Source organism: Clostridium beijerinckii (assembly GCF_008705175.1).
GTDB lineage: Bacteria > Bacillota > Clostridia > Clostridiales > Clostridiaceae > Clostridium > Clostridium beijerinckii.
In genome coordinates this window covers 3421242-3444316 of sequence record NZ_CP043998.1, presented here as the reverse complement: position 1 = coordinate 3444316, position 23075 = coordinate 3421242, and the positions used below count along the sequence as shown (strand labels likewise).

The window sequence follows — 23075 nt, the reverse complement described above, 5'->3', positions numbered from 1 at the left end:
ATCTTATTGCTCATTTTTAATATATCTGTATCCTTTGTTTATTCCATCCCCAAAATATAAAAGGTTATCAAATTTTGAAATATTTAATCTGTTTTCATCATCTAAATATTCCTTTGAAATAAGCCTGCCCTTTATAATTCCAAGAATATTAGTAATACCTGCATAGGCATCTTTCTCGATAACATCAGTTAAAGTGCATTCTATAGTAATTGGGCATTCTTCAATGATTGGCGCGTTTACAATTTTAGATTTAGAATAAGTTAATTTGGTAGCGTCAAACTTTTGAACTTCATGACCAGATTTAGTTCCGCAAAAGCTAATTTCTTTCCTAAGTGAACTGTCAGGGATATTAATTACAAAATCACGAACTTCTTTAATTTGATTAATTGCATATCCTTTGCTACTAAAGCCAAGAACTACCATATCCTTAAGGCTATAGGAAGATGAAAGAGTAGTTACATTTGGAAGACCATTTTTATCAAAAAAACTTATAAGAATTACAGGAAATCCGTAATACATTTTTTCATAGTTAACATTTATTTTTTCCATTTCTATATTCCTCCTAAAAACTTTGTTTATATAACTTTATAACATAAATGATAATGGTGCCGTGATATAAATCACTTAACTATTAACTAAAGAGGCCGTTTTATAACTTTGAATATCTATAGCAACATCAAGACTAACGGATAATAGAACGAGAACAGGCTAACTTCAAGAGATGACTTTTTCTGCATTATAAGCTGAAACAGTTGTAACAAAACTTACAACAACTAAATCAGAATATTTTACAACCCATGGATTTACAATTACTGAAAATTTAGTGAAATATGATTTAAATCACATTCTTTTTGAATATTTTAGATTAAAATTGTATTAAGAAACAGAGTTGATCAATTGGTACTAGAAGTTTCCATATATCTAAGGGCATGAACGAAGAAGCAGGATATAAAAATAATACAATATATAATTTAAGAAAAATCGATATATTTGAAAGAATTTAGGAGTGAGCTGAATGAACCTATTTAGAAATAAGAAAATTAAAGATTTAGAAAATAAGCAATCAATTTATGGTGAAGAAACTATAATAAAGGCAAAAAAGTTGCACGATGATACTAGTAATTTTCTTCAGAAAATGAGTGGATTATTAGCGGGGATTGTAAAACAACATCATAGAGTAGATGATCAACATGACGTTTTAGGAAAGCTTGCTGATAAAGTAAAGGTACATATGAATGCGATTTCTAGTTTGACAGAAAACACTAATGACTTGACAGATAAATTATATTTTGAAGGGAATAATCTTATCGAAATTACAAAAGATACAGTTAATAAATCATATGAAGGTAAAAGTGCTATTGAGGAAATTGTCAAAGTAGTAAGATTTCTAGAAGATGAGAATAGGAATAATACTGAAAATATAAATGAATTGGCAAGACGGTTTAGCAAAGTCAATGAGGTTGTAAAGTTAATAACGAATATAGCCAATCAAACTAATTTACTGGCTTTAAATGCTGCAATAGAAGCAGCAAGGGCTGGAGAACAAGGGAAAGGATTTGCAATAGTTGCGGGTGAAATAAGAAATCTAGCAGAAATGACTAAGCAAAGTACTAAGGATATTTCAGCGTTAATTGGTAATATAGAAGATGAAACAAATATTGTTATAAATAATTCAGATAAATCTAAAGAAGTTATTGCTAAAGGGGTTAATGCATCAGTGAATGCGGCAGAAAAGATAGAAGAAAGCTTATCTTCTATAGGAAAAGTTGAGCAGGAAGTAAGGAAAGTAATAGAAATTTTAACAAATCAAAAACAACATATCGAAAATATGAATAAAGAAATAATAAATGTGGATGAAATTTTAAGAGTAACATCAAAAACTATAACAAATCACATAGAAGAGGCAAGTATTGTAGATAGGCAATTAGAAGAAATGAAAATGCAATTAGAATCTTATAGTTAAGAAAGGAATTTCATAGTATTTTTTTATATCATTTAGTAACTTCTGGAATTTTGTTCTTACTTTATAAGTTATACAAAAACGTAAATTTAATATAATAAGCTAAAGAATAAAAATATATGAACATTATTATACTACTAGACATATTTTATATTATAAAGATTTGCTCTCTAGTAATGAAATATTAAAGCTAAAAGAATATTAGAATAAAATTAATATTAATCAGGAGTGTGAATGTATTATGGCAAATTCATTAGTGTCTCCAAGAAGAATAACTGTTGAGGCAGGCGAAACTTTTTGTGTTAGAATCCGTTCAGTAAGTGAAGGATCCACAGGATATCATTGGGAACTTGTTTATGATATTCCTAATAATATAGAGTTTTTAAGTCAGGAATGGATACCAGATAGTAATGCAATTGGTAGTCCTGGAACAGCTGTATTTAAATTTAAAGCACTTTATTCAGAGAAAGCTTCTCAAAAATTAGTATTTGTTCAGATAGCACCTGATAGTACAATTGCCGATTCACTATCAGTAAGTGTACGTGTTATTCCAAGAAACGCTAATTGTTAATAATACTAGAGGTTATATCATAATAAATTTGATATAGCCTCTTCTTTTTATGTATTATGTTTAGTGTAATTAAAAAAATGAATATTACGTAATAAAATTGACTCATAGTGCGTAGAAAAACGAGTACCTCAAAACAATTAGAAATTATCTTGAGACACCCATGTTAATTTAATATTAATGGAATTTGTTTATAAAATATATTAGCTTAATCCCATACCTTTTCTTTTTGCAATAATATGGGCTTCAATATTTTCAGCTACTTCAATAGGATTATCACCTAAAGCTATTTTACCACCAGTTACATCTTTTGCTTTTTCAGTCAAAAGTTCAACTAATTGAGGAGCACCGGTCATAAAAGGAGTAGGAGATAAATGAGTATAAGTACCATAAGCTAGTGCAAAAATTCCATCTATAGTTGCTTTTTGTTCCATCCATTCTGGAGCAGTAACAGCTATTGGAAGATCGGCTACATCAACATCTAAGTGATCTGCAAGAGCAGTAACTAACATTGAAATTCTTCCAGTATCTGTACAAGTACCAAAGCTTAATACTGGAGGTATTTTTAGCAAGTTACACACTTCTTTTAAACCTTCTCCAGCCATTTCATTTGCGGCTTCAACAGTACATAGTCCAGCTACTTCAAGAGCATGGTTTCCGCATCCGCCACTAACTACTAATATATCGCGTTTTATAAGTTCTTTTGTAAGGTTTATAGTCATAGAATCTTGAGGACCGTTTCTTAGAGTTGAGCAATTTGCAAGAGCTACAACTCCTTTAATTTTTCCAGCAGCTATTACATCTACTAATGGGTCAAGTTTGTTTCCAAGAGCACCTAAAACAGCTTCAGTTGAAAAACCAGCTATAGCTTTTTGAGTTTTCTTTGGAACTAATGGTTCAATTTTTCTTTCTTTTCTCTTTTTAAAGTTTTCAATAGCAAGTTCAATTAATTTATCCGCCATTTTATCAACTTCTGAAGGTTCATAAGGAATCTTATGTTCAATACCAGGTAAATCAATTATAGTACTTACAGATACTAAAGTAACTTGGTATTTTTCAGCGTACATATCTATGGCTGGAGGTGAACAATTTTCTTCCATTGCAAACACGTCAACAGTACCAGTAGCAAGTAATGGCTCTATAGTAAGCCAATTACCCATGTGACCTACAAAAACTTCATCCATTTCAAATCTTTGAAGTAATTCTTGACCTGTTTCTATGGAACCAACTATTCTAAGGCCTTTGGCACCTGCAGCTTTTGCCATGTCTTGAACTTCTTTTGTTCTTGCTTTTAATATTGTTGCAACTCCAGGCCAAGGTTGGTGACCGTTAAATACAACATTTACATAATCTGGGTCCATAATTCCTAAATCCATGTTAACTTCATGTGGAGTAGGAGTTCCAAATAGTATATCTTGAACCATTTCAAGCCCTATTTGAGTATTGTAAATTGTAGCGATTCCAAGTCTAAGAGCTTTCATTGCAAGTGAGACATGACTTCCATCTACGTTTGTAAGACAGCTGGCTACACAGTTTTGTTCTTCGTGTACTGTACCTGCTGGGTATATAGCTAATTTTCTCCATATTTCCTTTCTTTTCTTAGGGGCAAAAGCTTCTACCATAACATTTTTATCTTCTGAATCTATCTTTTGCTGATCTTCAAGCAATACTGCTAAGTCGATTGCCATTTTGTTAACTTCTTGATTTGTATCGATTCCAACTTTTTCACACATCCATTTTAATTTATCTACATCAGTAATTTTAAATGGAGTTTTTCCTTCTCCAGTAGCTTTTAAGGTTCTAAAAGCTTCATAAGCATGATGACTATATGTACCAGCCCCCATTATATTTTTTAGGAGAAAGTTTCTCATAGCCATAGCATTAGGGTCTATTCCGCAGACACCTTTTTCTTGGCCACCTTTTTCGTTAATTCTACAAGGACCATTTGAACAGAGTTGACAGCTTACCCCTTTAAGACAAAACGAACATCTTATCTTTTCTTGAGAAGCATATCTATCAAATACATTTGATAATTTATCAGCTCTTATTCTTTTTACCATCTCCTCTACAGAATCATGATAACTTACTCTTCCGTTAAATCCTTCTAATTCTTCTAGCATTTTTTCACTCACTAAAATTTCACTCCTTCAACTTTCCTATATGAAAGAAAATTAATAGAAATACAAGCATATTATTTTCTTTCATGCGTCTATTAATATCGATATTAACTTTTCCTATTTAGGAATTAATTATGTATATAATTTTTAAGTTTAAGGAGATATATGGCATGTGGAACTAATAGTTGCGATACAGGGAGCAGATGAATTTGTGATAAAGTAAAAGAAGCTAGAAATCTGGCTGATTTTGCTTTGTTTAAAACATAATATTATTTAGGAATTAAGTCTATTTGAATTATAATTCTGGCATTGGAATATATATTTTAAAATCTAAGTGCTACAAGCCCTAAGTATAATATACTAGGAAACTACGTATATTAAGGATTAAATTATACATTTTATAGAAATCATGAAGTGGAATTTAACAAATGGGAGGAATTAGAATGAAGAAACTTAGAGATGGAGTATATTGGGTTGGAGCAACTGATTGGAAAGTAAGACATATTCATGGAAATGAATTATCTACACATAGAGGAAGTACTTATAATTCATATCTTATTAAAGATGAAAAAACTGTTATTATAGATACTGTATGGGAACCTTTAACTGAGATGTTTCTTGAAAATTTGAGAGAGGTAACTGATATATCAAAGATTGATTATGTTGTTATGAACCATGGGGAACCTGATCATTCAGGAGCGTTACCTGCATTAATGGAGCATATTCCTAATGCAACAGTTTTTGTTTCTAAAAAAGGTTTAGAGTCAATACAGAAGCATTATCATAAGGAGTGGAATTTTAAGGTCGTTTCCACAGGGGAGAAGATAAATATAGGTAAAAATAATCTTGTATTTATAGAAGCTCCTATGCTTCACTGGCCTGATAGCATGTTTACATATCTTACTGGAGAAAATATATTGTTTTCTAATGATGCATTTGGACAGCATTATGCATCTTCGAGCATTTTTAATGATGAAGTAGATGAAACAGAAGTTAATCAGGAAGCTCTTAAATATTACGCAAACATACTTACTCCTTTTAGTAAACTGGTTACAAAAAAAATAGACGAACTTAAAAAACTTGGAGTACCTGTAGATATGATAGCTCCAGCTCATGGCATCATTTGGAGAAAAGATCCAATGATGATAGTGGAGAAATATTATGAGTGGGCAGCTGGAAAATCAAATAAAAGTGTAGTGGTTGCATATAATTCAATGTGGGGGGCTACTCATAAAATGGCTGAATTTATAGGCAAAGGCCTAGGAGAAGCAGGGGTAGAATATAAAATATTTAATGTCGCAACTTCAGATAAAAGTGATATATTAGCCGAAGTTTTTAAATCAAAGGGAATAATACTAGGATCATCAACAGTTAATAGTGGAATTTTAACGTCTTTATTACCTCTTATTGAAGACTTAATTGGATTGAAGTTTAATGAGAAAGTAGGTGCAGCTTTTGGAAGCTATGGATGGGGTGGAGAATCAACAGATATTCTTACAAACTATTTAACAAAGGCTAAAATTAAAGTTGTTGAAGATGGATTAAAGTTTAAATATATGCCAAATGATGACGAACTTGAAGAGTGCATAGCCTTTGGAAAGAATTTTGGTCAGAAAGTATTAGAAGAATTTTAAATATTAATAATAGTTTGATTAAATAGTGGGTGAGACACATATACTAAGCAAATAAATGTTATATTTAATTAGGTTGTTGAATAAACAGAATTTGTAAAAAATAAATAAGTCATCCCTTTGTGATATAATAATTTCGCGAAAAACCCAAATATATCACATAAGGAATGACTCAAATATGATTATATCATCAAATATTAAAAGTGAAAATGACCATTATAAAATTTTTGAAGCTGTTAAAATTGCATTTGCTAAATTAAATTCGGATATTAAAAGTACTAAAGGGCGACCACGTAAGTATTCAGATGAACAAATAGTTGCATGTATATTATATGGCGTTAAAAGTAGTATTTTCAGTTTAAGAGAGCTTGAATATCGTATAAAGCAAGACTATGTGTTTCAGTCTATAATTCAACTCAATCAAGTACCAGATTATTCTACATTCTCATTAAGAACTAAAATTTTAGAGAAACATATATATTATGGTATTTATGCTATGCTTGTTGAACTTATCAATCCTGAAACTAGACTGTGTGCAATAGATGGAACTGTGCTTTAAGAAGTTCAAAATACGATAGCGAAGCTAAATCCGGTAAGGGTACCCGCCTTGGATATTATAAAGGTTATAAATTACACTGTATTGCAGCAGTTAGTGATATTATAATTCCTCTAGTTTTTTATTTAACAACAGCTAATGTTTATGATAATCAAGTCTCAGATTTACTATATGAAGCTAAAATTTATAATCCATTTTTAATACTTGCAGATGCAGCATATGATTCATTAGAATGGTTTGAAATTGCTTCTAGTTTAGAATTTAATTTGTTAACTGATATAAATATGCGTAAGGCTAAAAGTATTGAGTCATTTACTGATAAACGATATGAAAATGCTTTGTTTATTCAATCTTCTATTGGATCAAAATTATATAAAAACAGATTGAAAATAGAGCAGTTATTCTCTGTATTAAAGGGATTATATAACTTAGAAAACCCAAGGCTTTATGGGCAAGCCCGATACGAACGTCATATAAAATGGGTCTTATTAGCGTACTTAATAGATGAATTTAACAAAAAGCAGCAAGGAATAAAAACTAGAAAATATCCTTGGAATATATAATTTCTAAGAATATTTTCTTAAATAACCATTTGTAAAAATTAGTTATTCAACAACCTATTAATATCAAAAGGATCTTAGGAAAGAAAGGCTGTTTTGTGCCTAATCTCACAAGATCCTTTTGATGTAGATTATAGATGAAAAATATCTACGGCAACTTTGGGCACTTTATTTCTTTTCATGCGCCTTATTTTAAATTGCACTAAACAATAAATCACTAGTATAGGTAACTATTCTATCAATGCTCTTTAGGTTGTCTTCTTTTGATGAAAATCTAATTCTTAGAGGTAATTCTATATCAGTCATACCAGTAGATTTAATTATATCAGAAGTATTTAATGATCTTAAATTAGTTTTATTTAAATAGTCTTGTATAACCTCTATAGCCTCTCCACTCCAGCCATAAGAACCAAATGCTGCGCCTAGCTTGTTTTCTAAATTTAGAGTTTTAAGATTCTTTAGTACCTCTTCCATATTTCCAATCATGTCACCATATTTAGTTGAGCTGCCAAAGAAGATTGCGTCAGCTTCATTAATAGCATTCATTATATTATCCATTGCATCTTTATTTACATCAATAATATTTGAAGTTATATTTTGCTCTTCAAACTTTTCTTTAAAAATGCCTGCAATCTTTTTTGTATTACCTGTCATAGTAGAGTATAGAATAAGTGCTTTTTTATCTAGCTCTGTATTTTTGCTCATATTATCATAAATATCTATAAAGCTTTGGACTTCATCTCTAATAATAAATCCATGAGAAGGAGCTATCATCTTTATATCTAAATCTTTGATTTTTTCAATCATTTCTTGAACATATCTTCTGTGAGGATGCATTATCAATTTATAATAAGTAATAAAGTCTTCCTTTATGTCTACTTGAGCTAAGTCATTGAAGTATTCATAATTGGCTACATGAGTACTGAAAATATCACAAGGAAATAAAATTTTATTATCTTCGCAATAAGTTATCATAGTTTCTTCAGTATGAAGATATGGTGTTTGTATAAATTTAAGAATTTTGCCTCCTATATCTAAAGTATCACCATCACTTACAACCAAAAATTCTCTATTATGAAGCCTGTACATCTCTTTAAGTTCATTTACAGCCGGCTCTGTGCATACAATTACAGCATTTTTTGCTTTGGCTGCTAAGCTTCCAAGGGCACCAGAATGATCAGGTTCTGTATGATTAATTACAATATATTTAATTCTATTAAGTTCAATCTTATTATTTAAGTTTTGTACAAATTCTCTTCCAAAACTCATATCAACAGTATCAATTACTGTAGGCTTTTCTGTCATTAATAAATAACTGTTATAAGTAGTTCCTTTAGTTAAAGTTAACCTATGAAAAGGCACATCTCTATCATCTACTTTACCAACCCAAAATATATTTTTACCTAGCATAATGTTTTGTTCCATAATATAAAACCTCCATAATTTGTGTTTATTTTTATATTTCAATTAGTTTTCTAAGTTGTTGTCTTTCGATGATTTTATTTTATATCCATATCAATTATAAAAATATGATTCAAATCAAAATATTAAGATTAAGTTTTCATGAGTTTTTTATTATAATGATACTAAGGAGAATATTACTTGAGTGGTTTTAGTTAGAATTAAATATACACGGGACACAACTTAAAGTAAGATAGTATTTGTAGATATATCTTATAGATAGGAGGATTTGTTATGAATATTCACTGTGGTAATTGCTGCAATAATTGTAGGGGAGGACTTTGTGCTAGTAAGGTTCCAATATTTGAAAATTTAAATAGAGACGAATTAGTGGAGATTGTAAATAAAATTAATCATAAAGAATTCAGTAAAGGCGATGTTATTTTTACTGAAGGTAATATAGCTAATACACTTTATTTTATAAATGAAGGAAAAATAAAATTATATAAATATACTAAGGATGGTAAGGAACAGATACTACATATACTTTCAGAAGGAGATTTCTTTGGGGAATTAGAACTTATAAAACCATCTAAATATGGATTTAATTCTAAAGCTATAGAGGATGCTAAAATATGTACTCTTACTAAGGAGGAAATGAAAGATATAATGATGAAGAATCCTGAGATTGGAATAAAGGTATTAGAAACAGTAGGAGAGAGATTATCAAAAGTTGAAAATCTTGTTCAGAATTTAGCAACTAACGATGTTGACTCAAGAATGGCTTATTTAATTATAGAGCTTATGGAGAAGTATGGAGAAAATGTTGAAGGTAATATTTCTGTAAAACTACCCATATCAAGGGAAGATATGGCGAGTTATATTGGGGTGACGAGGGAGACCATAAGCAGGAAATTAAAGAAATTAGAAGATGAAAATCTAATAAAAATAATAGGAACAAAAACAATAATCATTATAGATGAAGAAGGCTTGAAGAACTATATATAAAATAAATATTCATTATTGCTTATTAATGTAATAATGAATATTTATTTTTATATAGATATCAAACTTGCGTATATCAGATTTTTTCTTGATTTGATTTCAATCACATTTTATTTAAATTAATAAAGTTATACTTATATCAAGAAATAGATAAAAAATAAATTTTTAGGAGAAAAGTGATTGGAGGAAGTTATATGAAAATTGTATATTTTAGTCAAACAGGAAATACAGAAAAAATGGCAAACTTAATTCTAGAAGGAATAGAATCAGAGGGGAAGAAAGCCGAATTAGTTGAAGTATCAAATGCAACACTTGATGATGTTAATAATGAAGAAATACTTATTTTAGGATGCTCAGCTTATGGATCAGAAGAATTAGATGAAAGTGAAATGGAACCTTTTGTTAAATCATTAGAAGGAAGTTTGCAAGGAAAGAAAGTTGCTCTTTTTGGTTCATGGGGATGGGGCAATGGTGAATGGATGACAGAATGGGAAAAGAGAATGGAGTCATATGGTGCTATATTAATAAGCGAAGGTTTAACCGTGCAGGAATCTCCTGAAGGTGAAGATGAAGACAAATGCAGAGATTTTGGAAAATTAATAGCAAAATAGGAATAACAAAAACCATGCAATAAGGAGATTTATCTCACTTATTGCATGGCTTTTAATTTTATACAGTGGTTTTATGCATTTTACAATAGAACAATTTATTGTCCAACTTCAAAGTTTAGCCTAATATTTGTTTTAAATCCTCATCAGGAGTACTGATTGGTTTAAGATCGAAATTATCAACTAAGAAATTTAATACATTAGGAGTTAAGAAAGCAGGTAAGCTTGGCCCAATATACATTCCTTTTACGCCTAATGAAAGTAATGCTAGTAAATCACATACAGCTTTTTGTTCATACCAAGACAACACTATTGATAAAGGTAAATCATTAACTGTACAGTTAAATGCATCAGCTAAAGCTAAAGCTATTCTAACTGCTGAGTATGCATCATTACATTGTCCAACATCAAGCAATCTTGGAAGTCCTGCAACTTCACCAAATTGTAATTTGTTGAAACGATACTTTCCGCATGCTAAAGTAAGAATAATACAGTCACTTGGAATTTTTTCAGCAAACTCTGTATAATAATTTCTTCCAGGCTTTGCACCATCACATCCGCCTATTAAGAAGAAGTGTTTAACTTTTCCGTCTTTAACTGCATTAATAATTGTTTCAGCATGACTTAAGGTTGCCTTATGCCCAAAGCCTACTAAAATTTCTTTAACTTCTTCGTCTTCTGTGAAACCACCAAGTTCAAGTGCTTTATTTATTATTTCAGAGAAATCCTTATATCCATTTTCATCTTTTTCAATATGTTTAATACCATCAAATCCAACAACACTTGTTGAGAATATTCTATCTATATAAGAATCTTTTGGTCTCATTAAGCAGTTTGTTGTCATTAAAATACAACCAGGTATATTATCAAATTCTTTTTGTTGATTTTGCCATGCACTTCCGAAATTACCCACTAAATGAGGAAATTTGTTTAATTCAGGATATCCATGTGAAGGTAACATTTCGCCATGAGTATAAATATTTATTCCTTTACCCTCAGTTTGCTCAAGTAACATTTCTAGATCTCTTAAATCATGTCCAGAAACTACTATGAATGGACCTTTTTTAATATTTACATTAACTTTTGTAGGTGATGGAGAACTATAAGTAGTATTATTAGCAGTATCTAAAACTTCCATAATCTTAACACTCATAGTACCTGTTTCCATTGCAAGTTTAATCAAATCTTCAAGATTTAAACTATCATCAGCTAAAGCTGCTAAAGCTTTAAAATAGAAGTCATTTACTTCATCGCTAGTATATTTTATAAATCTAGCTTGATGAGAATAAGCAGCGATTCCTTTTAAACCATATTTTATAGTTTCTCTAAGAGAACGAATATCTGGATCTAAGTTCTCATCGTACATTATTCCAGCTTTTTCAGCATCTTCAAGTATAGATTCTTTAGAATCACTTAGGTTGTACAACGCTTCAGGAGAGGTGATATTTTCAGATTTAACCTTTGCTCTTAAAGACTCTTTAATTTCTTGAGACTTTTTAAGTTGAATAAGGTGAGCCTTAGGGTCAAAATTAACATTAGTTAATGTCATAAATAAAGAATCTTCAACAAAAGAGGCTACTGATGTGTCAACCTTTTCATTTTTGTTTAAAAGTTCTTTTGCGTAAACACTGATTCCTTTTAATTGATAAATCAATAAATCTTGCATTGCTGCAATTTCAGGTGTTTTACCACACACACCTATTTTAGTACATCCCTTACCCCCAGCAGTTTGTTCACATTGATAACAAAACATTTTTTCTACCATAATAAAAACTCCTCTCATATTTACATAATATAATGCTACGGATATATTATACAATAAATTGGATAAAAATAAAATATAATAATATAATTTTCATAAAAATGTAAAAATAACCACAATAAATAACGAATTTTTGTCAAAACTTTGATTATAATTTAAAAATTTGTGATGTTTTGCTGATTCTTCTATGAGAAATTCCGAAGTTATTTATTTAAATAATAATACTATCGAAAGGAATTAAATCTTATAAAGTTAAGGATTGGAAATAGAGTATAGCATTTTTAAATTATTATAATCATATACTTTAGCTGTAGAAATGATTGAACGCATTTGCAATCTAAAACCAGTACATAATTTAGCTTATATTAATGATAATTATTATAGAAAATGAAAAGTTCTAATTTTTTAATAAGTTGAAAGAAGTAATAAATTATGGAGGAATTAAATTGACTAGTGGAAAAGTATGTCCACTTACAAAAGCTAAGATTCATACGTCAAAGAGACTTGCAAACGATGTTGTAGGAATGCTAAAAGATAAAAAGTCTAAAAAGATGAATGCTATATGGCTTGAAGTGACAGGATGTTCAGGAAATATAATTTCCTTACTTAATAGTGAAAATCCTGGGCTTTATGATATTTTAACTGACATGTTGAATTTTACTTATAACAACACACTTATGGGATTAGAAGGGCAGCTTGCTTTTGAAAAGTTTTTAGAAACACTAGATACAGAGTTTATATTATTAGTGGATGGGGCAGTTTCAACAAAAGAAAATGGGCGTTATAACATTGTAGCAAATTATAATGGGACAAATATCACAGCATTAGATGCAATACAATTAGCTGGCGGAAAAGCGAAATATGTTGTAGCAGTAGGAACTTGCGCCTCTCATGGGGGCATATCGGCCGCAAAACCAAACCCTTCAGAAAGTAAAAGTGTACAGGAAGTTTTAAATCGTCAAGTTATTAAACTACCAGGTTGTCCTTGCCATCCAGATTGGGTAGTAGGAACTTTAGCACATTTGATTGGTTATGGTGTACCTGCATTAGATAGTGAGGGAAGACCATTACTTTTCTATGGAGTTACAATTCATGATAATTGTACGAGGCGAGGATTTTTTGATCAAGGTATATTTGCACAAAAGTTTGGAGATGAAGGCTGCATGATCAAACTAGGATGTAGAGGGCCTGTCACAAAAACTGATTGCCCAAGGAGAAAATGGAATGGATACGTTAACTGGCCTATTGGAGATAATACAAATTGTATTGGGTGTGCAAATGCGCAATTCCCAGATGGAATGGAACCTTTTGTAAAGTATTAGGCACATGAAATAAAATAGTGGACAAGTATACTGATCAATTGTTTTATTTCATGTACCACAAGGAGGAGTTATGGGCAAAACAATAACTATAGATCCGGTAACAAGAATCAGTGGTTTTTTGGAAATAAAAGCAGAAGTAGAAGGGAATACAATTGCTAAAGCAAATGCAAGTGGACTACTCTTTAGGGGATTCGAAAAAATGTTAATAGGAAGATCACCTTTAGATGCTGTATATTTTACAGAGAGAATTTGTGGAATATGCTCTACTGCTCATTCAATGGCTTCTACTTTAGCGTTAGAAGATGCATTAAAAGTAACAGTTAGTTTAAATGATAATTATATTCGAGATATTTTACATGGCTTTGAATTTATACAAAACCATTTAAGACATTTTTATCTTCTGTCTATGCCAAGTTATGTAAAAATATCAAACATAAAATTAATAGAAGAACAACAATATACTGATTATAGACTACCAGATAAAATAAACAAAAAAATAGAAGAGGATTATGTAAAAAGTATTGAACTCAGTAGATTAGCTCATGAAGGATTAGCACTTCTAGGAGGAAAAGCTCCTCATAACCATGGTATTTTTGTAGGTGGAGTTACGGTGAATATAGATGCGTATAAACTAGAAAAAGTAAAAAGTATTATTAGAAAAATAGAATCTTTTGTAAAAAATATAATGAAAGAAGATGTAGAGATAATTTCTAAATATTACTCTGACTATTTTAAAAAAGGACAATCTTATCCATATTTTATGACTTATGGAGTATTTGATAAATATGAAGATCCTGAGATTACTTATGTTAAGTCAGGAGTAATGAAGGATAATGTAAAATATCCTTTGGAAACAGATAAAATCACAGAGCAAATCCATTATTCGTGGTATAAAAAGGACGAAGGGCTGGAAGAAGTAGATTTATCTAAATTAGATGCGTACACTTTTATAAAAGCTCCCCGTTATTTAGGACTTCCTATGGAAGTTGGTCCTTTAGCAAGGTTAATAGTGAGTGGACAATACACAAATGGACATTCATGTATGGATAGAAATATAGCAAGGGTATTGGAAACAGAAAAGATTATAGGAATAATGAATAAGCTTATTGAAAGAGTAGAACTAAGACCTAATAATCAAAAAACTTATAATATTCCAGAAAAAGCTTATGGTGCAGGCTTAACTGATACTACTAGAGGTGCTCTCGGTCATTGGATTGAAATAGATAAAAATGTTATTAATCATTATAATATCATAACACCAACCGTATGGAATTTATCACCTAAGGATGAATCAAATCTTCCTGGAACTATAGAAGGAGCCTTGATTGGAACTAAGTTAAACAATATTAGAGAGCCTATAGAAATCGGTCGTATTGTAAGATCATTTGATCCATGTGTATCTTGTGCAACTCATTTGATTGGATCAGCAGGTGATACAGAAATAGTAGAGGTTTTGGTGTAAAAATATATGCATAGATAAACAAGTTAAAAATCATACTTATGTGATAACTCGCCGGAAGAATGAATACTCTGTTGTTTCGGTTACTGGAGAATACAGCTGTGGATTTCTAATAGCAGAAGTTGCACCCACTGTTGCATGCTCCTGAGGGAAGCTCATGACAAGCAACAGGAACAACTTCTGCTAAAGAAATACCTACAGCGATATTCTCAGATGAAACACTACACAAAAGAGTATTCATTCTTTCTAGTGTGGAATACATTTTAAAGTACAAATTTAGATCGAAATTCGTTTATCTATAGAAAGTGGAGAAATATATATTATGGTAAACTCTAATATTAAAGTGATTGCGATTGGAAATGTTTTAATGAGGGATGATGGTATAGGAATTGAAGTAGCAAAAAAGATAGAAAAGAAGCTTTTAGAAAAGAATATTAAAGTTATTTATGGAGAAACCGATGTTCAATACAGTATTGCCAGTGTAAAAGAAGATGACTATATATTTATTTTAGATGCTGCATATTATGGAAAGAGTCCAGGTGAAATCACTTGTTTTCAGTTAGATGATTTTGTTTCTAAGAAAAAGGGATATTCCCAGCATAGTTATAATTTCTTGGATTTATTAAAACTTTTTTATCCTGGTGCTAAAGGGCAAATTTATGGAATTGAAGTTAATGATGTTGGAATTGGCTTGGGATTGAGCGAAGAATTACAAGATAAATTGGAAGGAATTTCTAAAAAAATTTTGGATGAAATAGAAATAAATATACTTAATTTATAGTCAAAAAATAAATGAAGGGATAGTGAAAAATATGCATGATACTATTTTATTAAGTAAGATTTCAGAAGAATTAAAGAATATATGTGAAACTAATAATATTAATAAAGTTAAAACATTCACTGTTATTGTAAATCACAGAAGTCATGTTAATGAGGAGAATCTTTATGAACATCTTCAGAATTTTAATTCAAAGTTAGTTGGAAAATGGACAAAAGTTAATGTACAGAGGGAAGATATACAGGATCAAACAGCAATTCTTAAAAGCATTCAAGGCGAACAAAATGAAAATTAGAAGTCTATATTGGAAACTCGATATTATCCCAATATATCGTTAGATAGGATCAGGGTGAAAATCAGAACAAGGGTCTGTCACTCTAGTAATGCATTATACAATATATTGAGTTTGCCTTTTTGTATACAAAACAGTATATATAATGAAAATTACTTAATGCGATAGCTCATAACATATAAATAGAGAAGGTCTTTAATATATGAGATATATAGTAAAAATTTACGGAATTGTTCAAGGGGTAGGATTCCGTCCATTTGTATATGAAAAGGCAAGGGACTTTAAAATTCGTGGATCTGTTCAAAATATAGGTGGTGCCGTAGTAATTGACTGTTTAGGTGAGAGGGAAAACATAAAACGGTTTATGTTTAATGTTATAAAAAGACCTCCCAGTATTGCAAGAATAGAAAAGGTTCAATGTACGTTAATTAAAAACGATTTAAGTACTACTCCATATTCCAGCGAAAACAAATTTATAATTAAAGAAAACATTGATCAAAAATTTGTTATTAGGGAAAGTACTAAACAAAATAATGAAATGAGATTTGTTTCACCTGATATAGCAGTTTGTGATGAATGTTTAGAAGATATTCGAAGTAAAGGAAACCTTCGTTATAAATATGCTTTCACAAATTGCACTCAGTGTGGACCTAGGTATTCAATTATCAAGGCTTTGCCATATGACAGACAGAATACTACTATGAAAGAATTTTATATGTGCGAGGAATGTAAAGAAGAATATGAAAATCCACTCAGTAGGAGATTTCACGCGCAACCAAATTGCTGTGAAAATTGTGGACCTAAACTCTTTTTAACAAATAATCATGGAGAACAAATTAAGTGTGAAGATCCTATTAAAGAAACTATTTCACTTATTGAGGAAGGAAAAATATTGGCGATTAAGGGAATCGGAGGATTTCATCTGGTTTGTGATGGAAGAAATGAGCAAGCTATTAATTTGCTTAGAAGTAGAAAACAAAGGAAAGATAAACCATTAGCTTTGATGGCAAAGGATATTGGAATTGTTAAAGAGATTTGCTATATATCTGATAAAGAAGAGGAAGTAATAAGCAGTAATAAGAGACCTATTGTAATTTTAAAGAAGAAATATCCTTTTGTATTACCAGAGGCTATAGCACCAAAGCAGAATAGTTTAGGAGTAATGCTTCCGTATACTCCCCTTCATTATCTATTATTTAATGAAAAGTTAGATCTTTTAGTTATGACTAGTGGAAATATAAGCAGCATGCCAATGGAATATAAAAATGAAGAAGCACTAAAACATTTAAATACAGTGGCAGATTATTTTCTGATGAATGACAGGGAGATTTACGTCCAAGTTGATGATTCTGTTGTAAAAGTCATAGGGGAAGTAGAAAAGGTTATTCGTGGTGCAAGAGGATATAGGCCTTATTCATTAAAAACAGGAGTTGAAAATGATATTATAGCAGTTGGAGGGCAGCAGAAAAGTACTATTTGTGTTTCTAAAAATGGATACGCATATTTAAGTCAGTATTTAGGTGATTTAGGAGAATTTAATTGTTATAAGAATTTTAAATATGTACTAAAACATTTTTGCAATTTATTTGATATTAATGAAGAAGTATTGGCATGCGATATGCATCCAGCATACTCAAGTACTAAATATGCAAAGGAAAAGAAAATGAGAAAAATAGAAGTACAGCATCATCATGCTCATATGGTTAGCTGCATGGCTGAACATTCTATTTATGATTCTGTAATTGGAATTATATTTGATGGTACTGGATTTGGACTTGATGGATCAATATGGGGTGGCGAATTTTTGGTTGGAAATCGAAGAGTATTTAAAAGAGCAGGGCAATTGAAATATGTAAATCTCCAAGGAGGAGAACAAGCTATAAAAGAACCTTGGAGATGTGCTTCAAGTTATTTATATGCTTTAGGTTATGATCCAGAAAAAATAATTCAAGGAGTAGATAATGAAAAAATTAAAGTAGTTAAACAAGCTTTAGATTCAAAAATAAATTGTTTTGTATCTTCAAGTGTTGGAAGATTGTTTGATGCAGTAGCAGCCTTATGTGGAATCAGAAATAGTATATCTTATGACGGACAGGCAGCAATAGAATTAGAAAATATTATTGATTATAAAATTAAAGAAAGTTATTTATGTGATATCAACGAGGAAAATAGTATTTTTAATATTCAATATAAAAGCATTATTGAAGGAATCTTGGGGGATATTCAGAAAAAAGAATTGATTTCTAAGATATCGTCTAAATTTCACAACTCACTTATTAAAGCTTCATGTGATTTAGTTTGTAAGCTTAGAGAAAAGGAGCATATAGATAAAGTTGTTCTTAGTGGTGGTGTTTTTGAAAACCATTATCTTTTAAAAGGAATATATATAAATCTGATTAAGCAAGGATTTAAAGTGTTTTATAATGAACAAATCCCAACTAATGATGAGGGAATTTCTTTTGGCCAGCTCCATGTGGCAAATGCAATTATTGAAAAGAAATAATATATTTAAATTTGTTATGTATATTTTTCATAAGACTAAGAAGCAAAGTGAATTCATCTACTAATGCTATGTTAGAAAAATAGGTTGTCAGATTGATTTACGATTTTTATAAGTGTGAATAAAGAAGGAAGGTAAGTTTATGTGTCTTGCAATTCCAGCACAAGTTAGAAGCATAGATAACTATAGTGCAATAATGGATATTATGGGATTAGAGAGTAGAATTAATATTCAGCTTATTGAAGAACTAAAAGTGGGAGATTATGTTTTAGTTCATGCAGGCTGTGCTATTCAAAAGATTGACAAGGATTATTTTGAAGAATTACAAAGTATATTTCAATCAATACTTAATAGCGAGGAAAAAGTATGAATAAAGAAATTTTGATTAAAAATATTCTTAATGAAATTCAAAAGTCTCAAGTCAAAAAGTTTAATGTCATGGAAGTTTGTGGAACTCATACTCAGGCACTTTCAAAACTTGGAATTAGACAATTGGTTAATCCTAATATAAATTTACTGTCAGGACCAGGATGTCCAGTTTGTGTTACTCCAGAAGGTTATATAGATGCAGCTATAGAATTACTTAAGAATTCAAATGTGATTTTAAGTACTTTTGGAGATATGATTAAAGTAAATGGAAGTAGAGAGAATTTAATTAAGCAAAGAGAAAAAGGAAAAGATATTAAAATATTATATTCACCTTTAGATTCAATAGCACTTGCAGAAGAAAATAAAGATAAGGAAATAGTTTTTCTTGGAGTAGGCTTTGAAACTACAACTCCTATAATTGCTTTAGCTGTAAAGATAGCACAGGAAAAAAATATAAGAAATATTTCATTTTTAATAGGAATGAAAAGAATGGAGCCAATACTCCATTACATACTTAAGCAGCCTAATCACAATATAAATGGATTAATGTGTCCAGGACATGTAGCAGCAGTAAAGGGAGCAGATTATTTTAAATTTATTGTAGAGGAATATAATATTCCAGCAGTAATTGCAGGTTTTCAAGCTCTAGATATTGCTAGTGCTTTATATTTTTTGACGAAACAACAAAATAAAACTGAAAAAAGATTTGAAAATTTATATAAAACTTGTGTAAGCCAAGAAGGAAACAAAAGAGCAAATGAATTAATAAGTGAAGTATTCACATATTGCGAACATGAATGGAGAGGAATAGGAGTTATTAAAGATTCTGGATTTACTTTGAGGGAGAAATATAAAAAATATGATGCTTCTGAAAGATTTGGAATAAATTTAAGTAAGACTTCTGAGAAAAACTATATTAGAACTTGTGCATGCAGTGAAATTTTATTGGGGAAGAAATTACCTAATAAATGCGAGCTTTTTGGAAAAGGTTGTACACCAAAGCATCCAATAGGACCTTGTATGGTATCTACGGAGGGATCTTGCTCTATTTTTTATAAGTATGGGGGAGTGGAATAAATGAATGAAATGATTAAGCTTATTCATGGTGATGGAGGAAAGCATACAAAAATATTAATTGAGCAGCTTTTTTACAAATATTTTAATAACAATATTCTTTTACAAGAACAAGACTCAGCAACATTTACAGCAGTACAAGGAAAAATGGCTTTCACCACAGATTCTTTTGTGGTAAAGCCACTGTTTTTTTCTGGGGGAAACATAGGAAAGCTTGCAGTTTGTGGTACTATTAATGATTTAGCTGTATCTGGAGCACAGCCATTTTATTTAAGTTCGAGTTTTATAATTGAAGAAGGATTTTCAATGCAGAGCCTTGAAGAAATTGTTAAGTCTATGGGGCAAACCTGTTTAGAATGTGGGGCTAAGATAGTAACAGGAGATACAAAGGTAGTTGAAAAGGGAAGTGTAGATGGAATATTCATTAATACTAGCGGAATCGGATATATAATTAACGGATATGAAGTAAAAACTATTGAAGAAGGAGATAGAATTATAATAACTGGTGGAATCGGCGAGCACGGAACAACAATTGCAGTAGAGAGATATAACTTAAAAGTAAAAGGAGACTATAAAAGTGATTGTGCACCACTATTTGCTTTTATAGAAGAACTTAAGGAACAGTTTCCTTCAATAAAAATAATGAGGGATGCAACTCGAGGCGGATTAGCCACTGTATTGCATGAATTTTCTTCACTTTGCAAGCTTGGGATACACCTAATAGAAAAGGAAATTCCAATTAGTGAAAGTGTTAAGGCTATAAATAATCTTTTAGGATTAGATCCATTGTATATGGCTTGTGAGGGAAGAATGGTACTAGTTGTTAAAGAAACCGAAGCTGAAAAAGTATTAGATATAATTCACTCACTTGATCAAGGAAAAGGAGCTAGAATTATAGGTGAATTTGTTAAAGAGTCTAATCAGAACATATTTATAGAAAACGGATTTGGTGGAAAGAGATTATTATCGCCTTTAGAGGGAAGTATGTTGCCTAGAATATGCTAAGGTGCGTAAATAAGAAATAACATAATAATGATTTTAATTTTGTAAATATGATAATATGGAGTAAAACTGCTATAGATAATTAATATTATTTATAGCAGTTTTACTTGTTTCTATATTTTGCTTTAATGGGTTTGTATAAAAGTATATGTATATTATTTATTATTATGATATTTTATGGTGAAAAGTAAAAAATATGAAAAATTATATTGACAATTCAGATAAAAATGGTTAGAATTAAAAACAACAAAACACACTAACCCTATAGGGAATATGTAATAAAGTCTTTTTATTATATATAAAGGGAGGACTTTTAATGATAGAGTTGAAAAATATACAAAAAATATTTAATAAAAAGGGCGTAAAAGTAGAGGCTTTAAAGGGCGTCAATTTACAAGTTGATAAAGGAGATATTTTTGGCGTTATTGGATTTAGCGGAGCGGGAAAAAGTACGTTAATAAGGATGGTAAATTACTTAGAACAACCTACTTCAGGCGAAGTGATTGTTGATAATAAAAATTTGGGAAAGCTTACAACTAAAGAACTTCGTGAGGTTAGGAAACAGATAGGAATGATATTTCAACATTTTAATTTACTTGAGTCTAAGAATGTTTTTGAAAATATTGCTATTCCTCTTGTATTAAATCATAGAACAAAGGATGAAATTGAAAGCAGGGTAAATGAACTATTAGAGTTTGTTGGGCTTGAGGATAAAGCTAAAGCTTATCCTAGTGAATTATCAGGAGGTCAAAAGCAAAGAATTGGTATAGCGAGAGCACTTGCTACTAATCCATTAATACTTTTATGTGATGAGGCAACTTCAGCATTAGACCCTCAGACTACAGGATCTATATTGCAGCTGCTTAAGAAAATAAATAGAGAGTATAATATAACAATTTTAATGATCACTCATGAAATGGCTGTAATTAGAGAAGTTTGTAATAAAGTAGCTGTTATGGAAAATGGAGAAATTATTGAACAAGGCAATCTATTGGAGGTATTTGGTAATCCTAAAGAACAAACGACAAAGAATTTTGTTAAGACTGTTGTGCATGACGAGGTACCACAAGTTATATTGGATGAAATTAATAGTGAAGATGAGAATAGCAAAGTCTTAAAACTTAAATTTATAGGTGAAAATTCAAAGAAGGCTATACTTGCAGAAGCATGTAGTGAATTCAATGTACAACCAAATATATTATTTGCTAATGTTACGGAATTACAAGGGAACATACTTGGGAATCTCATAGTTGAATTAAAAGGTGAAAAAGAAGATATAGAAAATGCTCATAAATATATGAAAGATAGAAAAGTTGGAGTTGAGGAGGTTTTGATATGACAACAATAACAGGACCGCAGATTATTAAGGCTATTATTGAAACTTTACAAATGGTAAGTGTGTCGCTTTTGATTGGCTCCCTTTTGGGAATTCCACTTGGAATATTACTTGTTATTACTAATAAGGGAGGAATTATAAAAAACAAGGCTGTATATTCAGCACTAAATAATGTGATTAATATTGTTCGTTCAGTACCATTTATAATTTTGCTTGCAGCAATTGTTCCATTTACAAGACTTATTGTTGGGACCTCAATTGGAACTAAAGCAGCAATTGTTCCACTTATAATATATATAATTCCTTATATTGCAAGGCTTATAGAAAATTCTTTGCTGGAAGTTAATGATGGAATAATTGAAGCAGCAGAGTCAATGGGAGCAACGCCAGTACAAATAATATGGCACTTTCTTTTGCCGGAGGCAATGGGATCTTTAATATTATCGCTAACAACAGCAACAATTGGATTAATCGGAGCAACTGCAATGGCAGGAACCATCGGAGCAGGTGGAATAGGTGATGTGGCTATTTCTTATGGATATCAAAGATTTGATACAAAAGTAATTCTTATTACTGTAATAATATTGATAATTTTCGTACAAGCTATTCAGAATTTTGGAAATAAATTAGCTAGAAAGGTAAGAAGGCATTAAGAAATAGCATGCCAATTATTATAAATTTATAAGAATAAATAGAATTGTTATACCTTTAAATGCCAGTGAAACCATAGGAAATATAAAAATAGAACTAAATAATCAATAAGTTAGGAGAATAA

At 30.4% G+C, this 23075-nt stretch carries 21 protein-coding genes; 17 read left to right on the top strand and 4 right to left on the bottom strand.

Going from position 1 to position 23075, the window contains the following annotated elements; genetic code table 11:
• Positions 1 to 3: 3 nt before the first annotated feature.
• Positions 4 to 549: a flavin reductase family protein gene (locus F3K33_RS15420; RefSeq protein ID WP_023975469.1), complete on the bottom strand. Its 546-nt coding sequence runs from the start codon at positions 547 to 549 to the stop codon at positions 4 to 6.
• Between the two features lie 466 nt (positions 550 to 1015).
• On the opposite strand from F3K33_RS15420, the gene F3K33_RS15415 reads away from it, so the two are divergent.
• Positions 1016 to 1963 carry a methyl-accepting chemotaxis protein gene (locus F3K33_RS15415; protein WP_039773343.1) on the top strand — a complete coding sequence of 316 codons (948 nt, stop codon included), beginning with the start codon at positions 1016 to 1018 and terminating at the stop codon, positions 1961 to 1963.
• A 238-nt stretch (positions 1964 to 2201) separates the two neighbouring features.
• Positions 2202 to 2531: a protease inhibitor I42 family protein gene (locus F3K33_RS15410; protein WP_017209212.1), complete on the top strand. Its 330-nt coding sequence runs from the start codon at positions 2202 to 2204 to the stop codon at positions 2529 to 2531.
• Positions 2532 to 2731: 200 nt separating this feature from the next.
• Here the strand turns inward: F3K33_RS15410 and cooS are convergent, their stop codons facing one another.
• On the bottom strand, positions 2732 to 4660 hold the full coding sequence (cooS, locus tag F3K33_RS15405) for an anaerobic carbon-monoxide dehydrogenase catalytic subunit (protein WP_039773342.1): 1929 nt from the start codon (positions 4658 to 4660) through the stop codon (positions 2732 to 2734).
• 428 nt (positions 4661 to 5088) lie between these two features.
• Here cooS and F3K33_RS15400 point away from each other — a divergent pair, with 428 nt between their 5' ends.
• The 3 genes from F3K33_RS15400 (at position 5089) to F3K33_RS26805 (ending at position 7395) form a co-directional block, all read left to right on the top strand.
• Positions 5089 to 6279 carry an oxygen-binding di-iron domain-containing protein gene (locus F3K33_RS15400; protein ID WP_023975465.1) on the top strand — a complete coding sequence of 397 codons (1191 nt, stop codon included), beginning with the start codon at positions 5089 to 5091 and terminating at the stop codon, positions 6277 to 6279.
• 175 nt (positions 6280 to 6454) lie between these two features.
• Positions 6455 to 6835 (top strand): transposase, encoded by a 381-nt coding sequence (locus F3K33_RS26810; RefSeq protein WP_243141292.1) that lies wholly within the window; start codon positions 6455 to 6457, stop codon positions 6833 to 6835.
• The gene (locus tag F3K33_RS26805) at positions 6808 to 7395 is read left to right on the top strand and encodes a transposase (RefSeq protein ID WP_243141291.1); all 588 of its coding nucleotides are present in this window, start codon (positions 6808 to 6810) and stop codon (positions 7393 to 7395) included. The genes F3K33_RS26810 and F3K33_RS26805 overlap by 28 nt, the downstream gene beginning before the upstream one ends.
• Positions 7396 to 7584: 189 nt before the next feature.
• Here the strand turns inward: F3K33_RS26805 and F3K33_RS15390 are convergent, their stop codons facing one another.
• Positions 7585 to 8817, bottom strand: coding sequence for an FprA family A-type flavoprotein (locus F3K33_RS15390; protein WP_039771534.1), 1233 nt, complete (start codon positions 8815 to 8817; stop codon positions 7585 to 7587).
• A gap of 270 nt (positions 8818 to 9087) precedes the next feature.
• Between F3K33_RS15390 and F3K33_RS15385 the strand changes: the two genes are divergently transcribed.
• Together F3K33_RS15385 and F3K33_RS15380 are read left to right on the top strand one after the other, a co-directional pair.
• Positions 9088 to 9801, top strand: a complete 714-nt coding sequence (locus F3K33_RS15385) for a Crp/Fnr family transcriptional regulator (RefSeq protein WP_039771532.1) — start codon at positions 9088 to 9090, stop codon at positions 9799 to 9801.
• A gap of 191 nt (positions 9802 to 9992) precedes the next feature.
• Complete coding sequence (locus F3K33_RS15380; RefSeq protein WP_012059207.1) at positions 9993 to 10409, top strand: flavodoxin; 417 nt, start codon at positions 9993 to 9995, stop codon at positions 10407 to 10409.
• Between the two features lie 115 nt (positions 10410 to 10524).
• Here the strand turns inward: F3K33_RS15380 and hcp are convergent, their stop codons facing one another.
• Positions 10525 to 12171 (bottom strand): hydroxylamine reductase, encoded by a 1647-nt coding sequence (hcp, locus tag F3K33_RS15375; RefSeq protein WP_039771530.1) that lies wholly within the window; start codon positions 12169 to 12171, stop codon positions 10525 to 10527.
• A gap of 443 nt (positions 12172 to 12614) precedes the next feature.
• Here hcp and F3K33_RS15370 point away from each other — a divergent pair, with 443 nt between their 5' ends.
• The 10 genes from F3K33_RS15370 to F3K33_RS15325 all read left to right on the top strand — a co-directional run bounded on the left by F3K33_RS15370 (position 12615) and on the right by F3K33_RS15325 (position 22953).
• Positions 12615 to 13490 carry a hydrogenase small subunit gene (locus F3K33_RS15370; protein ID WP_039771529.1) on the top strand — a complete coding sequence of 292 codons (876 nt, stop codon included), beginning with the start codon at positions 12615 to 12617 and terminating at the stop codon, positions 13488 to 13490.
• Between the two features lie 70 nt (positions 13491 to 13560).
• Positions 13561 to 14952, top strand: coding sequence for a nickel-dependent hydrogenase large subunit (locus F3K33_RS15365; RefSeq protein WP_039771527.1), 1392 nt, complete (start codon positions 13561 to 13563; stop codon positions 14950 to 14952).
• A 319-nt stretch (positions 14953 to 15271) separates the two neighbouring features.
• Positions 15272 to 15730, top strand: coding sequence for a hydrogenase maturation protease (locus tag F3K33_RS15360; protein ID WP_051144828.1), 459 nt, complete (start codon positions 15272 to 15274; stop codon positions 15728 to 15730).
• Positions 15731 to 15761: 31 nt separating this feature from the next.
• The gene (locus F3K33_RS15355) at positions 15762 to 16022 is read left to right on the top strand and encodes a hypothetical protein (protein ID WP_039771525.1); all 261 of its coding nucleotides are present in this window, start codon (positions 15762 to 15764) and stop codon (positions 16020 to 16022) included.
• Between the two features lie 199 nt (positions 16023 to 16221).
• Positions 16222 to 18522: a carbamoyltransferase HypF gene (hypF, locus tag F3K33_RS15350; RefSeq protein ID WP_039771522.1), complete on the top strand. Its 2301-nt coding sequence runs from the start codon at positions 16222 to 16224 to the stop codon at positions 18520 to 18522.
• 139 nt (positions 18523 to 18661) lie between these two features.
• A complete protein-coding gene (locus F3K33_RS15345; RefSeq protein ID WP_023975572.1) occupies positions 18662 to 18889 on the top strand; it encodes a HypC/HybG/HupF family hydrogenase formation chaperone in 228 nt (75 codons plus the stop codon).
• Positions 18886 to 19965, top strand: a complete 1080-nt coding sequence (gene hypD / locus F3K33_RS15340) for a hydrogenase formation protein HypD (protein ID WP_039771520.1) — start codon at positions 18886 to 18888, stop codon at positions 19963 to 19965. The genes F3K33_RS15345 and hypD overlap by 4 nt, the downstream gene beginning before the upstream one ends.
• Entirely contained in the window at positions 19966 to 20967 is a 1002-nt protein-coding gene (hypE, locus tag F3K33_RS15335) for a hydrogenase expression/formation protein HypE (RefSeq protein ID WP_039771517.1), read from the top strand.
• A 313-nt stretch (positions 20968 to 21280) separates the two neighbouring features.
• Positions 21281 to 22303, top strand: coding sequence for a methionine ABC transporter ATP-binding protein (locus tag F3K33_RS15330; protein ID WP_023975569.1), 1023 nt, complete (start codon positions 21281 to 21283; stop codon positions 22301 to 22303).
• Complete coding sequence (locus F3K33_RS15325; RefSeq protein ID WP_023975568.1) at positions 22300 to 22953, top strand: methionine ABC transporter permease; 654 nt, start codon at positions 22300 to 22302, stop codon at positions 22951 to 22953. Before F3K33_RS15330 ends, F3K33_RS15325 begins: the two co-directional genes overlap by 4 nt.
• Positions 22954 to 23075: the final 122 nt, after the last annotated feature.